The organism is Streptomyces sp. NPDC057445 (assembly GCF_042802855.1).
Taxonomy (GTDB): domain Bacteria; phylum Actinomycetota; class Actinomycetes; order Streptomycetales; family Streptomycetaceae; genus Streptomyces.
On sequence record NZ_JBHVDH010000002.1, the window covers coordinates 141,945 to 160,619 of the forward strand.

At 70.4% G+C, this 18,675-nt stretch carries 16 protein-coding genes and 1 pseudogene; 14 read left to right on the forward strand and 3 right to left on the reverse strand.

Annotation, left to right across the window (positions count from 1 at the left end; all coding sequences use genetic code 11):
- The first annotated feature begins 37 nt into the window (after positions 1 to 37).
- The 7 genes from ACFU5O_RS05495 to ACFU5O_RS05525 all read left to right on the forward strand — a co-directional run bounded on the left by ACFU5O_RS05495 (position 38) and on the right by ACFU5O_RS05525 (position 6,792).
- On the forward strand, positions 38 to 1,399 hold the full coding sequence (locus ACFU5O_RS05495) for a DUF2254 domain-containing protein (protein ID WP_384236721.1): 1,362 nt from the start codon (positions 38 to 40) through the stop codon (positions 1,397 to 1,399).
- 140 nt (positions 1,400 to 1,539) lie between these two features.
- Positions 1,540 to 2,745 carry an ROK family glucokinase gene (locus ACFU5O_RS05500; RefSeq protein ID WP_384236723.1) on the forward strand — a complete coding sequence of 402 codons (1,206 nt, stop codon included), beginning with the start codon at positions 1,540 to 1,542 and terminating at the stop codon, positions 2,743 to 2,745.
- A complete protein-coding gene (locus tag ACFU5O_RS05505; RefSeq protein ID WP_384236726.1) occupies positions 2,742 to 3,317 on the forward strand; it encodes a hypothetical protein in 576 nt (191 codons plus the stop codon). Before ACFU5O_RS05500 ends, ACFU5O_RS05505 begins: the two co-directional genes overlap by 4 nt.
- A 28-nt stretch (positions 3,318 to 3,345) precedes the next feature.
- Complete coding sequence (gene pcaC / locus ACFU5O_RS05510) at positions 3,346 to 4,641, forward strand: 4-carboxymuconolactone decarboxylase (RefSeq protein WP_384236728.1); 1,296 nt, start codon at positions 3,346 to 3,348, stop codon at positions 4,639 to 4,641.
- A 120-nt stretch (positions 4,642 to 4,761) separates the two neighbouring features.
- Positions 4,762 to 5,394 (forward strand): MBL fold metallo-hydrolase, encoded by a 633-nt coding sequence (locus ACFU5O_RS05515; RefSeq protein WP_384236731.1) that lies wholly within the window; start codon positions 4,762 to 4,764, stop codon positions 5,392 to 5,394.
- An 86-nt stretch (positions 5,395 to 5,480) separates the two neighbouring features.
- Complete coding sequence (locus ACFU5O_RS05520; RefSeq protein ID WP_384236734.1) at positions 5,481 to 6,260, forward strand: exodeoxyribonuclease III; 780 nt, start codon at positions 5,481 to 5,483, stop codon at positions 6,258 to 6,260.
- An 88-nt stretch (positions 6,261 to 6,348) separates the two neighbouring features.
- Positions 6,349 to 6,792, forward strand: coding sequence for a DUF6278 family protein (locus ACFU5O_RS05525; RefSeq protein WP_384236737.1), 444 nt, complete (start codon positions 6,349 to 6,351; stop codon positions 6,790 to 6,792).
- A gap of 239 nt (positions 6,793 to 7,031) precedes the next feature.
- Here the strand turns inward: ACFU5O_RS05525 and ACFU5O_RS05530 are convergent, their stop codons facing one another.
- Positions 7,032 to 8,609 carry a CocE/NonD family hydrolase gene (locus tag ACFU5O_RS05530; RefSeq protein WP_384236739.1) on the reverse strand — a complete coding sequence of 526 codons (1,578 nt, stop codon included), beginning with the start codon at positions 8,607 to 8,609 and terminating at the stop codon, positions 7,032 to 7,034.
- A 112-nt stretch (positions 8,610 to 8,721) separates the two neighbouring features.
- On the reverse strand, positions 8,722 to 9,972 hold the full coding sequence (locus ACFU5O_RS05535) for an Ig-like domain-containing protein (protein WP_384236742.1): 1,251 nt from the start codon (positions 9,970 to 9,972) through the stop codon (positions 8,722 to 8,724).
- 208 nt (positions 9,973 to 10,180) lie between these two features.
- Here ACFU5O_RS05535 and ACFU5O_RS05540 point away from each other — a divergent pair, with 208 nt between their 5' ends.
- Both ACFU5O_RS05540 and ACFU5O_RS05545 read left to right on the forward strand, forming a co-directional pair.
- On the forward strand, positions 10,181 to 10,951 hold the full coding sequence (locus ACFU5O_RS05540) for an alpha/beta fold hydrolase (RefSeq protein ID WP_384236744.1): 771 nt from the start codon (positions 10,181 to 10,183) through the stop codon (positions 10,949 to 10,951).
- Positions 10,948 to 12,237 (forward strand): annotated as a pseudogene (locus tag ACFU5O_RS05545) (cytochrome P450); the annotation flags it as partial. The gene ACFU5O_RS05540 and the pseudogene ACFU5O_RS05545, both read left to right, overlap by 4 nt.
- On the opposite strand, the gene ACFU5O_RS05550 reads toward ACFU5O_RS05545, so the two are convergent.
- Positions 12,221 to 13,000 carry a hypothetical protein gene (locus ACFU5O_RS05550; RefSeq protein ID WP_384236747.1) on the reverse strand — a complete coding sequence of 260 codons (780 nt, stop codon included), beginning with the start codon at positions 12,998 to 13,000 and terminating at the stop codon, positions 12,221 to 12,223. The pseudogene ACFU5O_RS05545 and the gene ACFU5O_RS05550 sit on opposite strands and share 17 nt — an antisense overlap.
- Before the next feature lie 105 nt (positions 13,001 to 13,105).
- Between ACFU5O_RS05550 and ggt the strand changes: the two genes are divergently transcribed.
- The 5 genes from ggt to ACFU5O_RS05575 all read left to right on the forward strand — a co-directional run bounded on the left by ggt (position 13,106) and on the right by ACFU5O_RS05575 (position 18,673).
- Positions 13,106 to 14,911 carry a gamma-glutamyltransferase gene (ggt, locus tag ACFU5O_RS05555; RefSeq protein WP_384236750.1) on the forward strand — a complete coding sequence of 602 codons (1,806 nt, stop codon included), beginning with the start codon at positions 13,106 to 13,108 and terminating at the stop codon, positions 14,909 to 14,911.
- Between the two features lie 126 nt (positions 14,912 to 15,037).
- Entirely contained in the window at positions 15,038 to 15,670 is a 633-nt protein-coding gene (locus tag ACFU5O_RS05560) for a hypothetical protein (protein ID WP_384236751.1), read from the forward strand.
- Between the two features lie 124 nt (positions 15,671 to 15,794).
- Positions 15,795 to 16,028 carry a ferredoxin gene (locus tag ACFU5O_RS05565; RefSeq protein ID WP_384237746.1) on the forward strand — a complete coding sequence of 78 codons (234 nt, stop codon included), beginning with the start codon at positions 15,795 to 15,797 and terminating at the stop codon, positions 16,026 to 16,028.
- Positions 16,018 to 17,412, forward strand: coding sequence for an NAD(P)/FAD-dependent oxidoreductase (locus ACFU5O_RS05570; protein ID WP_384236753.1), 1,395 nt, complete (start codon positions 16,018 to 16,020; stop codon positions 17,410 to 17,412). Before ACFU5O_RS05565 ends, ACFU5O_RS05570 begins: the two co-directional genes overlap by 11 nt.
- Positions 17,413 to 17,440: 28 nt before the next feature.
- Positions 17,441 to 18,673 carry a cytochrome P450 gene (locus ACFU5O_RS05575; RefSeq protein WP_384236755.1) on the forward strand — a complete coding sequence of 411 codons (1,233 nt, stop codon included), beginning with the start codon at positions 17,441 to 17,443 and terminating at the stop codon, positions 18,671 to 18,673.
- The last annotated feature ends 2 nt before the right edge of the window (positions 18,674 to 18,675 follow it).

Sequence of the window (18,675 nt, forward strand, 5' to 3'; positions counted from 1 at the left end):
AGACACTCCGCGCAATTCGGGCTTTTCGGGGCAATTCGTGCACCATGATGATCGGCTCTACCGTGAGAAGGAGAATGCCCACCAGGGAGAACCCGGGGGTGCGTGCACGATGGTGTCCTGGGCGACGGTGTTCCGGCTGCGGCAGTACGTCAAGGCCAGTCTGTGGATCCTCCCGTTGTTCGGCCTCCTGCTCGGTGTGGTCCTCGCGGATGCGGCGGTGCGGCTCGACGGGTCGGTGGATCTGCCGTCGGACTGGGAGTACTCGCCGTCGACCGCGAGCAGTGTGCTCAGTTCGATCGTCGGAGCGATGATCGCCCTGCTCGGCTTCGTCGTGACCATCGGCGTCCTCGTGGTCCAGCAGGCGACGGGAACGCTCTCACCGCGCTACATGCGCCTGTGGTACCGGGACCGGCTCCAGAAGGCCGTGCTCGCCACCTTCACGGGGACATTCGCCTTCGCCTTCTCCCTGCTGCGCAGCATCGAGACGGATTTCGTCCCCGATGTCGGCGTCACCCTGGCCGGAGCGGCCGTCGCGGTGAGCCTCCTCCTGCTGCTGATGTATCTCAACCGCTTCATCCACAACCTGCGGCCCGTGGCCATCGCCGGCCTTGTCTCCCGGGCGGGGCAGGAGCTGCTCGCCCGCGGGACGGCGCTGGCCGACACCGGGCAACTCCGCGCCTCCGACCCGGCGGAGCGGCTCCCGGGCGGCCCGGTGACCCTGGTCCGCACCGAGAGGGGCGGTGCGATCCAGGGCCTTCACGTGTCACGCCTGAAGGCTGTCGCCGAGCGCAACGACTGCGTACTCGTGCTGGTCCACCCGGTCGGTGACTCCGTCCCGCCCGGCGCCGCGCTGATCGAGGTCCACGGAGGGGCGCCGCCCGCTGACCGGACCCTGGCCGGGCTCGTCGCCCTGGGGGACGAGCGGACCATCGAGCAGGACCCCGCCTTCGCGATGCGCATCCTCGTCGATGTCGCGATCAGGGCGCTCTCCCCGGCCGTGAACGACCCCACGACCGCCGTCCAGGTCCTGAATCACATCGAGGCACTGCTGCACGCCGTCGGCAAGGCGGATCTGAGCCGTCGCTACACCCTCCTCGACGGCCATGGCAGGCCCCGGCTGGTGGTCCCCGGTCGGTCCTGGGAGGACTTCCTCCAGCTGGCCGTGGTCGAGATCCGCGAGTACGGCTCGACCTCCGTGCAGGTGTGCCGACGGCTCCGGGCGTTGCTGGAAGGCCTGCTCGGCGCCCTGCCCGAGCGGCATCTCGCCGCCGTCCGCACGGAGCTGCTGCTCCTGGACGAGGCGGTGGCGCGCGCCTTCCCCGATCCCGTCCGGCGGGCGAGGGCCCTGACTCCCGACCGCCAGGGCATCGGGAGCGGGTCCGGCAGCGTACCGGGGTGAGCGGTGGCCGCGCGGGGCCGCTCGCGCACGTCGCGTAACCGCGGACGGCCGCCCCGTGCCCCTGATGGCACAATCGGGCACGGCGGGCGCCGTCCGCCTCCGCCTGAGCGGACCGCCGTTCCATCACCCGCAGGGACGCCGTGAGCACGTACCGTGACTTCGCACACCGGGGCTCCGCCCGCGCCACCGTCCTGCGGACCGTCGGCACCCGTGAGCGGCGCTCGCATCTCACCGCGCCCCGCGTCCCGACGGTGGGGATCGACATCGGCGGTACGAAGGTGATGGCCGGTGTCGTCGACGCGGACGGGATCATCCTGGAGAAGGTCCGCACCGAGACCCCGGACAAGTCCAAGAGCCCCAAGGTCGTCGAGGACACCATCGTCGAGCTCGTCCTCGACCTCTCGGACCGGCACGATGTGCACGCCGTCGGGATCGGTGCAGCGGGCTGGGTCGACGCCGAGCGTTCCACCGTGCTCTTCGCACCCCATCTCGCCTGGCGCAACGAACCGCTGCGCGACTCGCTGCAGAACCGTCTCGCCGTGCCCGTCATGGTCGACAACGACGCCAACACCGCCGCCTGGGCCGAGTGGCGCTTCGGTGCGGGCCGCGGCGAGGACCACCTCGTCATGATCACGCTCGGTACCGGCATCGGCGGCGCGATCCTGGAGGGCGGACAGGTCAAGCGCGGCAAGTACGGAGTCGCCGGTGAGTTCGGTCATATGCAGGTCGTGCCCGGCGGGCACCGCTGCCCCTGCGGCAACCGCGGCTGCTGGGAGCAGTACAGCTCCGGAAACGCCCTCGTCCGCGAGGCCCGCGAGCTGGCCGCCGCCGACTCCCCGGTCGCCTACAACATCATCGAGCGGGTCAAGGGCAACATCCCGGACATCACCGGACCGCTGATCACCGAGCTGGCCCGGGAGGGCGACGCCATGTGCGTCGAACTGCTCCAGGACATCGGCCAGTGGCTCGGGGTCGGTATCGCCAACCTCGCCGCCGCTCTCGACCCCTCCTGTTTCGTCATCGGCGGCGGCGTCAGCGCCGCCGACGACCTGCTGATCGGCCCCGCCAGGGACGCCTTCCGCCGCCATCTCACCGGCCGCGGCTACCGGCCGGAGGCCCGGATCGCGAAGGCACAGCTCGGCCCCGAAGCCGGTATGGTCGGCGCGGCCGACCTCGCCCGGCTGGTCGCCCGGCGCTTCCGGCGCGCCAACCGCCGCCGCGTCGAGCGGTACGAGAGATACGAGCGGTACGCCCAGGCCCTCCGCAACCCGGGCGGCATCGCCAACAGCAGCGGCGGCGACCCCGCCGGTACCACCCGCACCACCCCTCAGGAACCCTCCACATGACCCTGCCCCGACAGACCGCTCACCCGGACGAGACCGTGCGCCCGACGGAGAACCGGCGGCACATGATCTTCCGCCGCTGGCTCACCGCCATCACCATCGTGCTGCTCGTCGGCGTCCCGGCCGGCTATCTGGTGATCTCCGCGGAGCAGAGCCGGGACAGCGGCCGGGACAAGGAGCGGGAGTCGTCGGCGACCGGGATGAGGGACAACTGGCCGTCCAAGATGAAGCGCAGGGTCTTCGAGGTGCCCATCCCGGCGAAGTCCACAGAGGTCGCCTACTACGAGACGTCCAACTGGAAGTCCAGCCGGCTCTACGTCACGTTCCGGACCACCGCCGCGGGACTCGACCTCTTCCTGAACAAGCTCGGTACCAGCCGCTCCGAGCTGAGGACGGGCGAGGTCACCATCGGAGAGCGTGACGCCTCCACCGCGGGGTGGACCTTCCCTCCCCGGTCCTCCTGGTCGGGCACCACGCACCGGCAGAAGGAGCCCAGGCCCACACAGCACATCACCGCCGATCTGACCGATCCGTCCTCGCCCTTGGTCTTTGTCGTCTCGACTGCGACCCCCTGACCCGGAACGGGTGCTTCCGCTCGCTACTGTGGAGCGAGTGAGTGAGACGCAGACGCAGCCGCACCCGAAGACCCTGCAGTACCGGATCGACGGTCCGGACGACGCACCCGTTCTCGTCCTCGGGCCCTCGCTCGGCACCACCTGGCACATGTGGGACCGGCAGATACCCGAGCTGTCCCAGCAGTGGCGGGTCCTCCGCTTCGACCTGCCCGGCCACGGCGGCGCCCCCGCCCACCCCGCGGCCTCTGTGGCCGATCTGGCCGACCGCCTGGTGGCCACCCTCGACGAACTCGGCGTGCAGCGCTTCGGGTACACAGGGTGCTCCATCGGCGGCGCGATCGGCATCGACCTCGCACTCCGGCTGCCGCACCGGGTCGCCTCGCTGGCGCTCGTCTCGACCTCGCCCCGGTTCGGCAGCGCCGACGAGTTCCGGCAGCGCGGAGTGATCGTCCGCACCAACGGCCTCGACCCGATGGCACGCACCGCACCCGACAGCTGGTTCACGCCCGCCTTCGCCGCCGCGCAGGCCGCGATCGTCGAGTGGGCCGTCCAGATGGTGCGCACCACGGATCCCGGCTGCTACATCGCCGCCTGCGAGGCGCTCGCCGCCTTCGACGTACGCGCCGGACTGGGCCTGGTCGGCGTACCGACCCTGGTCCTGGTCGGCTCGGACGACCAGCTCACCGGGCCCGCGGAGGCCCGCACCCTCGTCGCCGGCATCCCCGACGCCCGCCTCGCCCTGGTCCCCGGAGCCTCCCATCTCGCGCCCGTGGAACAGCCCGCGGCCGTCACCGACCTGCTGATGCGGCACTTCTCCCTGGCATGGCAGGACACACTCGCGGCGATCCCCGCGCCGCCGGTGCCTCCTGTCTCCGCGCCCGTCACGCCGGTCGCCGAGATCGCCCCGGCGGTCGAGCAGCCGCGAGCGGTCGGCGTGGCCCGTCCCGACCCGTACGAGATCGGGATGAAGGTCCGCCGCGAGGTGCTCGGCGACGCCCATGTGGACCGTGCTCTGGCCACGGCGGACGACTTCACGGGCGACTTCCAGGAGCTGATCACCCGGTACGCCTGGGGTGAGGTCTGGACGCGCGAGGGCCTGGACCGCCGCACCCGCAGCGCCGTCACGCTCACCGCCCTGGTCGCGGGCGGGCACCTCGACGAGCTGGCCTTCCACACCCGCGCCGCACTGCGCAACGGCCTGACCCCGGTCGAGATCCGTGAGGTCCTCATCCAGGCGGCGGTCTACTGCGGCGTACCGGCGGCCAACTCGGCCTTCCGGGTCGCCCAGGCGGTGATCCGCGAGGAGACGACGCCGTACGAGTAGGCGGCGGAAGGGGGCGGACCTCCTGGCGAAGCCCCGGGGCGCTGTGGGAGAGATCCACGGGGCGGGTCCCGGCGGTAAAGTCAGGAGGGGTCCGCGGCACCCGAGAGAGAGGTCACCCCGGTGAAACTCACGAAGAAGTCGCACGCCTGCATCCGGCTGGAGAAGGACGGGCGGACACTCGTCATCGACCCCGGTGTCTTCAGCGAGGAGGACGCCGCCGCGGGCGCGGACGCCGTTCTCGTCACCCACGAGCACCCGGACCACTTCGACGAGGAGCGGCTGAGGGTGGCCCTGGACGCCAACCCGGCCGCTGCTGTCTGGACCCTGAGCAGTGTCGCCGGCCGGCTGTCGGCCGCCTTCCCCGGCCGCGTGCACACCGTCGGCAACGGCGACACCTTCACCGCCGCCGGATTCGACGTCCAGGTGCACGGCGAACTGCACGCCGTGATCCACCCCGATCTGCCCAGGATCACCAATGTCGGCTTCCTCGTGGACGGTTCGGTGTTCCACCCGGGTGACGCCCTGACCGTCCCGGAGGAGTCCGTGGATACGCTGATGCTCCCCGTGATGGCTCCCTGGAACAAGGTCTCCGAGGTCATCGAGTACGTACGCGAGGTCAAGCCGCGCCGCGCGATCGACATCCACGACGCACTGTTGACCGATCTGGCCCGGCCCGTCTACGACACCCACATCGCCAATCTGGGGGGCGCAGAGCACAGCAGGCTCGCCTCCGGGGAGTCGACGGACCTCTGAGACGGACGTCCGATCCGGCTCCGCGCCCGTGCGCGCAGCCTGCCGGCGGACCCCTGACTGTCACCCCCCGCGGTTACGCTTGCGGCATGCGCATCGCCACGTTCAACGTCAATTCGATCACTGCCCGGCTGCCGCGGCTGCTCGCCTGGCTGGAGAGCAGCGGCACCGACGTGCTGTGCATCCAGGAGACCAAGTGCACGGCCGAGCAGTTCCCCGCCGACGCGCTCAAGGAGCTCGGCTACGAGTCCGCGGTCAACGCCGACGGCCGGTGGAACGGCGTGGCGGTGCTGTCCCGGGTGGGGCTCGACGAGGTCGTCATGGGTCTGCCGGGCGGCCCCGCGTACGGCGGTGTGCAGGAGCCGCGTGCCCTGAGCGCCACCTGCGGCCCGGTCCGCGTCTGGTCGGTGTACGTGCCCAACGGCCGGGAGGTCGCACACGAGCACTACGCGTACAAGCTGGCCTGGCTCGAGGCGCTCAAGGGGGCGGTCGCCGATGACGCCGCCGGCGACCGTCCGTTCGCCGTCCTCGGTGACTACAACATCGCGCCGACCGACGACGATGTGTGGGACCCGTCGTTCTTCGAGGGCATGACCCATGTGACCCCGCCGGAGCGGGCCGCGCTCGAGGGGCTGCGGGAGGTGGGACTCACGGACGTGGTGCCGCGTCCGCTGAAGTACGACCATCCGTTCACGTACTGGGACTACCGTCAGCTGGGCTTCCCCAAGAACAGGGGCATGCGCATCGATCTGGTGTACGGCAACGAGCCGTTCGCGAAGGCCGTCAAGGACAGTTACGTCGACCGCGAGGAGCGCAAGGGCAAGGGTGCGTCGGACCATGCCCCGGTCGTGGTCGATCTCGATCTCTGAGGCTCCGGGACCCCGGAGGCACAGCCTCCGGGGCGCGTCCCGCGCGCCCTGTGGTGCGCCCGTCCATGGGAATGCGAGGCTGATCGGTATGAACATCCCTTTCTTGGACAACTGGCGCAAAAGGCGTGGCGGTGATCCGGGCGGTCAGGTGCTGGCATCCGCTGTCGGCGGCGACCCGGACGGCGTTGCGGAGCTGCTCGCCGAGTGTGAGCTGCTGCGCGTCCGGGCGGGACAGCAGGGGCTGGAACTGGACGACACCCCCCACTCGTTGGCGGAGCTCGACCAGTTGCCGCCGCGCTGGCGTGACGACCCCGAGGAGCTGCCCTGGCTGGGCAATGACGCGGGCCTCTATCTCGGCACGGTGATCGTGCGGACCGTCCGGGGTGCCGCGTGGCATGTCTGGCCCGGTGGCCATCCGGTGGTGCGTCTTGCCTCTGGCCGCGAGATCAATGTGGTGGAGGCGGGGCTGGGCTGGGCGGTGCACGGCTCGCCCGAGCTGTCCCAGGTGTATGCGGAGGCGGCGGAGGCCTGACTTTCCTACCGCTTATGCCGTATTTATGCGTGTTGGGCGTGAAGTGCCCTATTGCTGTGGATAGTTTGCGCTGACCTCGACCGCCGAGAATGGGGCAGGGCAGCGTATGGCCGTCGATCCTTTGATCGAGCTGTGTGACGTGAACAAGTGCTACGGGCAGGGGTCCCCCCACGCCCCAGGGGGCGCAGGGGGAGTGCGGTAGGCCAGGAGCGCGAGCCCGTTCCGGCGAAAGCCGGAGATCACTTCTTGCCCAGCGGGACCGACACGTACGAGGGGTCCTCGGTGGGCGAGGAGAAGGTCAGCTGTGCGCCGGACGGGTTGTGCTCGATGTAGAGCGGGTCGACGGTGTCGACGACCAGGGCGAGCCGATGGCCGGCCGGCACGTCGTAGGCGGTGGAGAACAGCTCCAGGTCCACGGCGAACGGCCGGCCCGGGGTCGTGCCGTGGAAGGTGTAGGGCGCGGTGCTGACCAGCTTGCCGAAGCCGAGCGGGCCCACGTCGTAGAGATAGGCGACGAGGGTGCCGCTCTCCTTGTTGCTGGTGACCGTGGTGTGCAGCTTCGCCGTCCCTCTGACCCGCTGCTCCGAGTCGCTCCGCTCGGACTGCCAGACGGCGGCGAACCGGCGCGGCAGCAGGGGGATCGATGCGATCGGGGGGAGCTTCAGGAACTGGTCGAGCGCGCTGGAGAGCAACACGATGCCGCCGTTGGCGCCCGAGTCGATGTTCGCATGGATCTTCTTCGTGCCGCCGAGTGCGAACGTGCGGGAGTCCGCGCCCACCGACTTCCAGTCCGGGTAGGTCTCGTAGCCGCCGCTGGAGCGGGATTTGATCCGGACGGGCTGCTCGCGGTCCACGCCGTTGTCGGCGCCCTTGAGGTAGTGGTCGAACCAGCGGTGCGTGCTGGTCCAGGTGTCGTTGGGCAGTCCGAGCAGCCCGGTGCCCTCGGCGGTGGCGTGGTCGCCGGGGCGGAACTCGAGCCGCTTGGGGACGGTGAGCCGCTCGTAGAACTCGGCGTACTGATTCGGCGGGAAGATGGTGTCGCCCCAGGCGTTGCCGAGCATCACGGCGGCGCCGTTGCGGTTGATCCGGTCGACGTAGCGGGCGGGGGAGCGCTTCTTCCCCCAGGCGATCATCTCGTCCTCCTTGGCCAGGTTCGAACCCCAGAAGTCCTTGGTGAACTGCTGGAGTTCGGGGCCGGGCCGGCCGGTGAGATAGCCAGCGCCGACGAGGAAGGCGGTGGCCTGGAGGTGCTGGGTACGGCCGCTGTAGATGGAGTCGGTGAGGTCGGCCCAGCCGCTGAGCGCCGCGACCGCCTTGATCCGCGCGTCGTGCGCGGCGGCGAGCAGGCTGATCCCGGCGGCGTACGACATACCCGCCATGCCGACCTTGGACGGGTCCGCAGGGGTGTTCGCGAGCGTCCAGTCGATGACCTTCGACGCGTCGGCGATGTCCGGCGGCCCCGCCACCTCGATCTCGCCGCCGGACTGCCAGAAGCCGCGCACGTTGTAAGTGACCACGACATAGCCGGAGTCGGCGAGCTTTCTGGCCTGGGCGAGGTACTCGACCTGCGGCGTTGCCCAGCTGGTGGGCAGCACGATCGCGGGGTAGGTGCGTGAGCCGTCGGCGTCCGCCGGGGTGACGACATTGGCCTTGAGTACGGTGCCGCCGTCGCCGTGGATGTCCACGAAGCGTATACCGGGGTGGGCGTCGGCAGCCGCCGGAGCGGCCGGAGCCAGCCCGAAAGCCGCCCCGGCCAGCAGGGCCGCCGTGACGGTCCCGGTCGTCGAGGTGCGCAGGGCTTTACGGGGGTGTCCCATCGGTCACTCCTGACTCGTGCCAGTCCCAAGGTGACCCGACGGTAACCGGCAACGCTTACCTGAAGTAACTGGTCGGTAAGTTACGTGACGGTAACGATTGTTGAACGCCATGTCAGCGAGGGGGCCGTGGGGGAACGGCGGGTGACACATCGGCAGCCGACCTCAGTGCGCTCCTCGCCCGCCAGTCGGTCCAGCTGACGTTCCATTCGCCGTAGCCGTTGTTGAGGGCGATCGTGCCCTTCGCGTCATCGCCGGTGATCTCGAAGGGGTCTCCGGGCTGCACCGCGTCATAGACCGCCGTCGCGTCCGTGTCGCTCATTCCGACGCAGCCCGAACTGCGGTTCGCGCTCCCGAAGTAGGCGGCGTTCCAGGGCGCGGCGTGCGCGTACATCCCCGACCAGGTCAGTCGCATCGAGTGGTCGACCATCTTGTCGTACGCGTCACCGAGACCTACGGTCTCGGACCGCATGTTGATCGTGCCCTCCTTGGCCATCAGCACTGCCGTGCCGCGCCATGAGGCCTTCTCGCCGCCCGGGGTCCCCGCCGACACCGGGACATCCCTGACCTGCACTCCGTCGCGGTACAGCGTCAGCCGGTGGTGGTCGAGGTCGACCTTCACCAGCTGCTTCCTGCCGACCGTGAAGCCGGTGGCGTAGTCGCGGACGAACCAGCCGCCGCCCGAATCGACGCCGTTCAGTTCGGCGTTCAGAGTGACCTTGGTGCCCGGCTTCCAGTAGGCCTTCGGCCGCCAGTCGACGCGGGACCTGCCGGACCAGTCCTCCATCCAGCCCCACGAGCCCTCTGTGCCGTCCGAGGTGGTCACCTCCAGGTGCTTCTCGACCTCCGCCTTGTTCGTCACCGGATGGTCGAAGACGAGCGACAGCGGCTGGGCGATCCCGACCGTGGAGTTCTTTCCGGGGGTCAGGGCCAGCTTGTTGACCTCGTCCGGAGCGGCCGTGGCGAACCGCGCTGTCGCCGTCCCGCCCATGTCGTCCCGTGCCTGCACGGAGTACGCCGTACCCGGGGCGGCCTTGCGGGCCGAGGTCCAGCTGCGGCCGTCCGCGGACACCGCCCCGGAAAGCCGGCCGCCCCTGGAATCGATGACGGTGACCTCCTCCAGCTTCCCCGCCGCGAGCGTCACCTTCACGGGCTCGCCCGCCCTGGCCTGCTCGCCCTGCAGATTCACCGTGATGCGGGTCGGCCGCTTGCCGCCGTCCTCACCCTTGTCGTCGGTCGGGGTGACGCCGGAACACCCGGTGAGGGCGACCGCGAGGGCCGCGGCACCGACGGACGCGGCGGTGCGGGTGATGCTGCGCGGGCGTACGCGTACCCGGACGCGGCTGCTGTTGCGGCTGCGGCTCAATTCGAAAACCTCCGTTGCGCTCTCTTCCGCCGGTAGAGAGCGCCAAGGAAACGGGAAGGTTGCGTAAATGCCGGGCATTTCCGCTGTTGCGGATGTGCGGTGTCCGACAGTGCGCCGGTTCTGCACCCTGGTGATTCCGTGAGGAGCAGGCCACGGTGGTGGCGTACCAACGCAGTTTTGTACTCCGCCGCCCGCGAACGGAGAAGTCGTGACCCCTTATCAGCTCCCGCACACGCTGCTCGGTGAAGGACCGCACCGCGTCATCGCCGTGCACGGCTGGTTCGCCGACCGCGACGCCTACGCACCCCTGCTCCCCGATCTCGACCTGGCCGCGTTCACCTATGCCTTTGTCGATCTGCGCGGCTACGGCGAGGCGAAGGGCACGCCCGGTGCCTACACCACCGGTGAGGGCGCTGCCGACGTGCTCGCACTTGCCGGGCAGCTCGGCTGGGACCGCTTCTCGCTCATCGGCCACTCCATGGGCGGGTCCGTCGTCCAGCGGGTGACGGCCCTCGCGCCGGAGAAGGTGCGGCGGCTGGTCGGCATCTCACCGGTGCCGGCCGGGGGACTGCCGATGCCCCCGGACCAGTGGGCCCTGTTCGCCGACGCGGCCGACCGTCCGGCGAACCGCCGCGCCATCATCGACATCACCACCGGCTCCGTACGGCCCGCCGCCTGGCTCGACCGCATGGTGCAGCGTTCGCTGCGCCGCAGCGACCCCAAGGCGTTCCGGGCCTGGCTCGACTCCTGGGCGGTCGAGGACTTCCACGGTGACGTCGTCGGTACGACCGTCCCGGCGCTCGCCGTCGTCGGTGCACTCGACCCCGCTCTCGGTTCGGGCCTGATGCGGGACACCTGGCTGCGCTGGTACGCACAGGGTGAACTGGCCGAACTGCCCGCGGCCGGGCACTACGCCATGGACGAGAGCCCGCTCCAGCTGATCCGTACCGTCGAGGACTTCCTGCGGGCCGACGGATGAGCAGTCTCAGGGGCGCGAGTGCGCGCAGACCGGACACGCCACCCGTCCCCGACGTCTTCGACCCGCGGATCTATGCCGCCGGGCTTCCGCATGACGCGTTCCGGGTGCTGCGCGCCCACCATCCCGTGGCCTGGCAGGACGAGTACGAGGTGCTGGGCTGGCCCGCGGGCCCCGGCTTCTGGGCGGTCACCCGGCACGCCGACGTCGTACGGGTGCTCAAGGACGCCGGGACCTTCTCGTCCTGGCTCGGTGCGACCCAGATCCGGGATCCGGATCCGGCCGATCTGCCGTTCATCCGCCGCATGATGCTCAATCAGGACCCCGCTTCCTCCGCCCGCCCCGGCCGCGCGGGTCCCACCCCGGACCACGGCCGGCTGCGGCGACTGGTGAGCCGCGCCTTCACACCCGGCCGTATCGACCGCTTCACCGCCGCCGCGCGGGCCCGTGCCCGGGAGCTGCTCGCGGTCGCCCGGGACTCGGGGCCCGTCGTCGATCTCGTCGCCACCGTCACCGACGACTACGCCCTGCTCAATCTCGCCGACCTGCTCGGGGTGCCGGAGAGCGACCGAGGACTGCTGCTCAGGTGGACCGAACGTGTCATCGCGTACCAGGACCCCGAGGAGCCGCCCGTCCTGGACAGCGAGGGGAAACCGGTCGATCCGCGCTCGCCCGGGATGCTGCGGGAGATGTTCGACTACGCCCAGGAGCTCGCGGAGTACAAGCGTCGTGTGCCCGCCGACGACGTCATGACCGCGCTTGCCGCGCCGGGCCTGTCGGACGGGGAGCTGGAGATGTTCTTCTTCCTGCTCACGGTCGCCGGGAACGACACGGTCCGCAGCGCCGCGCCGGGCGGCTTCCTGGCGCTCGCCGAACATCCGGACGAGCAGCGGCGACTGCGCGCGGGGGACGTGGGCGTCGACACCGCCGTCGACGAGCTGCTGCGCCGGCATCCACCGGTGCTCTCGTTCCGCCGGACGGCGACCTGCGACACGGCTGTCGGCGGCCAGGAGGTGCGCCGAGGCGACAAGGTCGTCGTCTTCCACGCCTCCGCCAACTACGACGAACGGGCCTTCACCGACCCGTACCGCCTGGACCTGTCCCGGTCCCCGAACCCCCATGTGTCGTTCGGAGACGGCCCGCACGTCTGTCTCGGGGCGCACTTCGCACGTCTCCAGCTGCGCGTACTGCACGAGGAGGCACGGGATGTGCTGCCGTTCGTCGCCGTCGCGGAGCCGCCCACGCGGCTCGTCTCCAACTTCATCAACGGAATCAAGAAGCTGCCTGTGAGTGCCGTCCCCGAGAGGCCCTGGCCGACGGCGCGGCGGGAGTTTCGGACGACGGGAGGGCGGACCGGGCCTGCTGTGTCACATCGGCCACCAGTTCGACCACATCGGGCCCGTACGCCTGGCTGTTGACGACCTTCAGAAGCAGGACGAAGGAATTCGATCCGTGTTTGCGGGCCAGCTTCACATGGTGACGGGCGAGATAGCGGGTGGCCGCCTGGTTGGTGATCGCCCGCTGGCCGCAGAACAGGAAGACGGGTCTGCCGCCCTCGCCCGCGGTGAGGCGCGCCAGAAGGACGTACTCGGTGGTCCCCGACTCCAGGCGGTAGTGCTCGGAGCCGATCTGGAACGCGCCGCGGTCCGGACCCGGTTCGACATCCGTGTTGATCTTCGCGCCCGGGAGCAGCGTGGCGAGATGGGCGGCCATCCTGCGGTTCGAGTACGGGCCGCCGACGCAGAACTCCGTGCGCTCGCCGAAGCCCTGCTGGGCGACGTCGTGCTGGATCATCTGGGCCTGCGCCCCGCACTCCTTGACGAGCGCGGAGAGCTCGAGCAGCGCGAACACGTCGAAGCGGTGCACCGCGCCCTCGCTGCCCGCCTCGCGGTTGACCACGAGCAGGCACTCGGAGTTCCCGGGCAGACCGAAGAAGGCCTGCTTGCGGCGCAGTCCCCTTCGCCACAGGTAGTTGCGGGCGAGCCAGCCGAGCGAGGCGCTGATACCGGCGGCCGCGACGCCCAGTACGAGGTTGCGCAGGTCGTCATTCATGGGCGCGCATGCTAGCGGTCCTGATGGAACAGTGTTCGATGTAGGCCTGACGGGGGACCGGAGGTGGCGTTACGCTGCGCGCACGTTCGTCGACTGGAGGTACGGATGCGTCGTGGTACCGCTCGTCTTGTCACGATTCCGGCCATCGCGGTGGCCGTCCTCTCGGTGGGTGCGGCAGGACCGCCTGCCCCGGCCGCGACCGTCCCCGCGAAGGTACCTGTGGCCGTCGGCCGCGGAGGAGCGGTCGCCAGCGTCGACGCGGACGCCTCCGCCGCCGGCATCGAGGTGCTGCGCAAGGGCGGCAACGCGGTGGACGCCGCCGTGGCGACCGCCGCGGCCCTGGGGGCGACCGAGCCCTACTCGGCAGGGATCGGCGGAGGCGGCTTCTTCGTCTACTACGACGCAAAGTCGCGGAAGGTGCACACGATCGACGGGCGCGAGACGGCGCCCGGCTCTGCGGACGCCTCCCTCTTCCTGGAGGACGGCAAGCCCATACCCTTCGAGGAGGGCATGACCAGCGGTCTCGGCGTCGGCACGCCCGGCACTCCGGCGACCTGGGACGCGGCGCTGGACGCGTGGGGAAGCAGGCCCCTTCGGCAGCTGCTGAAGCCGGCCGAACGACTGGCGAAGGACGGGTTCACCGTCGACGAGACGTTCCGCGCCCAGACCCGCGCCAACGAGGCACGTTTCCGGGACTTCCCGGCCACCGCCGAGCTGTTCCTGCCGGGTGGAAAGCTGCCGGTGGTGGGGTCCGTGTTCAGGAACCCCGGGCTCGCGCGTACGTACGCGGAGCTCGGGCGCAAGGGGACGAGGGCGCTGTACCGGGGCCCGATCGCCGAGGACATAGTGAACACCGTTCGGAAGCCGGGGGTCCGGGACAGCGCCACGCGGGTGGTGCGCCCCGGTGATCTGACCACGCAGGACCTGGCGTCGTACGAGACCGAGCGGCGCCGGCCGACGAAGCTCTCGTACCGTGGACTCGACGTCTACGGCATGGGGCCGGCGTCCTCGGGCGGTACGAGCGTGGGTGAGGCACTCAACATCCTCGAGCGGACGGATCTCTCCGAGGCCTCCGCGGCCGGATATCTGCACCGGTACATCGAGGCGAGCCGGATCGCCTTCGCGGACCGCGGGCGGTGGGTCGGCGACCCGGCGTTCGAGGACGTGCCGGTGCGGGAGCTGCTGTCCCAGCGCTACGCGAACGCGCGGGAGTGCCTGATCCGGGACGACGCCGTGCTCAAGAGCCCGCTGGCTCCCGGCGACCCGCGGAAACCGGCGGCCTGCAAGAGCGGGGGGAAGGCGGCGCCGACGACCTACGAGGGCGAGAACACGACGCATCTCACCGTCGCCGACAGGTGGGGCAATGTCGTCGCCTACACGCTGACCATCGAGTCGACCGGCGGCAGCGGCATCACCGTGCCCGGCCGGGGCTTTCTGCTCAACAACGAGCTCACCGACTTCTCCTTCGCCCCGGCCGACCCGGCGGTGCACGACCCCAACCTTCCGGGTCCGGGCAAGCGCCCCCGCTCCTCCATCTCCCCGACGATCGTCCTCGACCGCCATGACCGGCCGCTGCTGGCCCTCGGTTCGCCGGGCGGCGCGACGATCATCACCACGGTGCTGCAGACCTTGACGGGCGTGGTCGACCGCGGTCTGCCTCTGGTGGACGCGATCGCGGCCCCGCGGGCCAGCCAGCGCAACCAGGCGACGACCGAACTCGAACCGGGGCTGTGGAACAGCCCCCTGCGGGCGGAGCTGGAGTCGCTGGGCCACGCGTTCCGCCAGAACCCCGAGATCGGCGCGGCGACAGGCGTACAGCGACAGCCGGACGGGCGGTGGCTCGCGGCGGCCGAGAAGGTGCGGCGAGGTGGCGGCTCTGCGATGGTCGTGCGGCCGGACGGTACCCGCTGATCCGGTCCTGACGTCGTAGGCGACCGCCTTCGCGCCGTACGCCACCGGGGTCACCCTCACGGGTGGCCCCGGTGGCGTACGGCGGCGGTCGGGCTGCTTGCTGGTAAGGACAGAAAGCGAGCAGCCATGGAATCGAACGAGCGACTGCGCACCCCGCGCGCTGCGGGACTGGCCGGGATCGTGTTCGCGGTGCTGATGGCAGCCGCGATCGTCCTGCTGCGGCTGGCCGTTCCCGAGGGCGCGGCCCAGACCAGCGCGCTCGGTGCCGACCAGCGGCGCGCGGTGCGAACGGCACTGGAACTCGTGCCGTTCGCCGGGCTGTTCTTCCTGTGGTTCATGGGCGCCCTGCGCGCCCAGGTGGGAGAGGCGGAGGACAAGTTCGTCGCCACGGTGTTCCTCGGCAGCGGAGTGATCTTCGTGGCCACGATGTTCGGGGCCGCCGCGGCGGCCGGCAGCATTCTGGACGAACAGCAGCCTTCGGCCTTCGGCCGCGATTTCGCGTACACCCTGCTGACCACCTACGCGATGCGGATGGCCGCCGTCTTCATCTTCACGACATCGACCATCGGGCACCGCCTCGGTGTGTTCCCGCGCCCGCTCGCGGTCGTCGGATATGTGGTCGGCCTGGTGCTTCTCGTCGCAGGGTCGTCCTTCCCCTGGTCGGAACTGCTCTTCCCGGCCTGGTGCGTGGTCGTCAGCGTCCATCTGGTCAGGGTGCGTCTGCGGTCCCGGCCCGAGCCCGCCGCCGACGTGGCGTAGCCGCCGCCGGTATCGCCTCGAGCCGTGCCGTCACTCCTCCGGCCCGCGCCGACGAGCGCGTCCGCGACCGCAGCCGCATGCTGGTAGCGGAGAGTGACCGGTCACGGGAAGGGCTGAATCCGTGGTGAGACTTGTCGTCGATCTCAACCGATGCCAGGGCTATGCGCAGTGCGCGTTCCTCGCACCGGACGTGTTCGAAATGCACGGCGAAGAAGCGCTGCTGTACAACCCCCGGGCCGACGAGGCACACCGGGACGAGGTGAGGCAGGCCGTGGCGGCCTGCCCCGTGCAGGCCATCCTCATGGACCGGTCCGACGAGACCGTGACGCCGGGGGAGGCGTCCCATCATGGCCGTTGACGGATACCTCGACCGGCTCAAGCACGAGGGCCGCATCGTCGTCGTGGGTGCCTCCCTGGCCGGCCTCAGAGGCGCGGAGACCCTGAGGGACGAGGGCTTCGCCGGGACGCTCACGATGATCGGCGACGAGCCCTACGAGCCGTACGACCGGCCCCCGCTGTCCAAGGGCGTCCTGCTGGGCAAGGCCACCGCCGACCACACCGCCCTGCCCCGGCGGCGCGCCCTGGACGCCGAGTGGCGGCTCGGGGTCCCCGCCTCCGGGCTCGACATGGCCGCCAAGCGGGTACGGCTCGCCGACGGCGACGAGGTGGAGTACGACCGGCTGCTGATCGCCACCGGCGTACGCGCACGGCCGTGGCCGCACGAGCGGGAGGCCGAGCTCGACGGGGTGTTCGTCCTGCGCACCCGCGACGACGCCACCGCGCTGCAGAAGCGGCTTGCGGACGGCCCCCGCCGGGTCTTCGTGATCGGCGCCGGGTTCACCGGCTCGGAGATCGCCTCCGCCTGCCGCGAGCGGGAGATCGAGGTCACCCTCGCGGAACGCGGCGCCGCACCCCTGGTGGGCGCGCTCGGCGGCGTCGTCGGTGAGGTCGCCGCCCAGATGCAGCGCGAGAACGGCGTGGACCTGCGCACCGGCGTCATGGTGACCGGTCTCGAGGGCGACTCGGCGGGCCGGGTGCGCGCCGCCCATCTCTCCGACGGCTCCAGCGTGGAGACCGATGTCGTCGTCGTGTCGCTCGGCGCGACGCGCAATACGGAATGGCTCGCCGGCTCCGGCCTGGGCGCGGGCCCCCGTGGCATCGCCTGCGACGCCGGCTGCCGGGCCTTCGACATCCGTGGCATCGTCACCGACGACATCTTTGTGGCCGGTGACGTGGCACGCTCCCCGCACCCGCTGTTCAACTACCAGTTCCTGTCCCTGGAGCACTGGGGCAACGCCGTCGTCCAGGCCGAGACCGCGGCGCACAACATGCTCTGCGACAGTGTGGACCGCCGCCCCCACATGTGGGTTCCGGCCTTCTGGTCCTCCCAGTTCGGCGTGAACATCAAGTCGGTCGGAGTGCCGTCCATGGGCACGGAGATCATCGTCACTCAGGGGTCGCTCACCGAACGCAGATTCGCCGCCGTGTACGGGTTCCAGGACCGCGTGATCGGCGCCGTCACCTTCGACGAGGCACGGTGGCTGCCGTTCTACCAGCAGCTGATCGAGACGACCGCGCCGTTCCCGCCGCAGTTCCCGACCGTGGACCGCCGTCCCGAGGGAGCGCGGCCGGTGTCCGCCGACTTCCCCGACCCGTCGGTGCCCACGCATGGCCCGACCGTGACCCTCAGTGGCTATTCACCGGCGGACCGGCGGCTCACCTTCACCCCCGGCCGGCACTGATCCGCGCGCGACCCCCAAGGAACTCGTCATGACCCAAGGCAATCTCCTGCGCCAGATCCTCGAGTACGGCAACCGTCCGAACCCGTATCCCCTGTACGCGGAGCTCCGCAAGACCCCGGTGCTCGACGAGGGGGACGGCGCGTACGTCGTGAGCACCTACTGGGAGATCCTGAGCCTGCTGCACGACCCGCGGGTCAGCTCCGACCCGCACAATCTGACCGTGACCGGGGGACCCGGGTTCGACCCGCAGGATGATTCGGGCCTGCCGCCGAGCTTCATCCGGCTCGACCCCCCGGAGCACGACCGGCTGCGCCGTATGACGAACACCTCCTTCGGGCCGCCCCACAAGCCGCGCCGCGTCCACGAGATGCGCGGCGAACTGGAGGAGATCGTCTCCGGGCTGATCGAGGGCATCGGGAACACGGACCGGATCGACCTGGTGGAGCAGTTCTCGTACCCGTTCCCGGTGACCGTGATCTGCCGGCTGCTCGGTGTGCCGCGCGAGGACGAGTCGCGCTTCCACACCTGGGCGGACACCCTGGCCGCCAGCCTGGACCCGATGCCGGGGCAGGACCAGACCGAGCGGAACAAGATCACTCAGCAGGCCCGTACGGAACTCGGCATGTATCTGGCAGGCCTCATCGAGGAACGCCGCAAGAACCCCGGTGACGACATGCTCTCCGAACTGGCCACGCTCCAAGGGCCGGACGGATCCATGTCGACCATGGAGCTGCTGAGCACCTCGGCCCTGCTGCTGATCGCCGGCCATGAGACCACGGTCAACCTGATCACCAACGGGATGCTGACCCTCTTGCGCAACCCGGACCAGCTCCAGCGGCTGCGCGAGGATCCGAAGCTGGCGGTTCCCATCGTCGAGGAACTGCTGCGCTTCGAGCCGCCGGTGCAACTGCTGCCGAACCGCACCACGCTCGCGGACATCGAGATCGCCGGCGTCACCATCCCCAAGGGCGCGTCGCTGTGGCTCGTCGTCGCCGCGGGCAACCGCGACCCGCAGCGTTTCACGGATCCCGAGCGGTTCGACCCGGACCGCGAGGACATCGAGCACCTGGGCTTCGGCAGCGGCATCCACAGCTGTTTCGGCGCGCCGGTCGCGAGGCTGGAGGCGCAGCTCGCGCTGAGCGAACTGGCGCGCAGGCTGGTGAATCCCCGTCTGCTCGAGGATCCGCCCGAGTACCGGCAGAACGCGGTCCTGCGCGGCCCCCGGCATCTGCCCATCGCCTGTGACGACATCCGCCCGTGAGC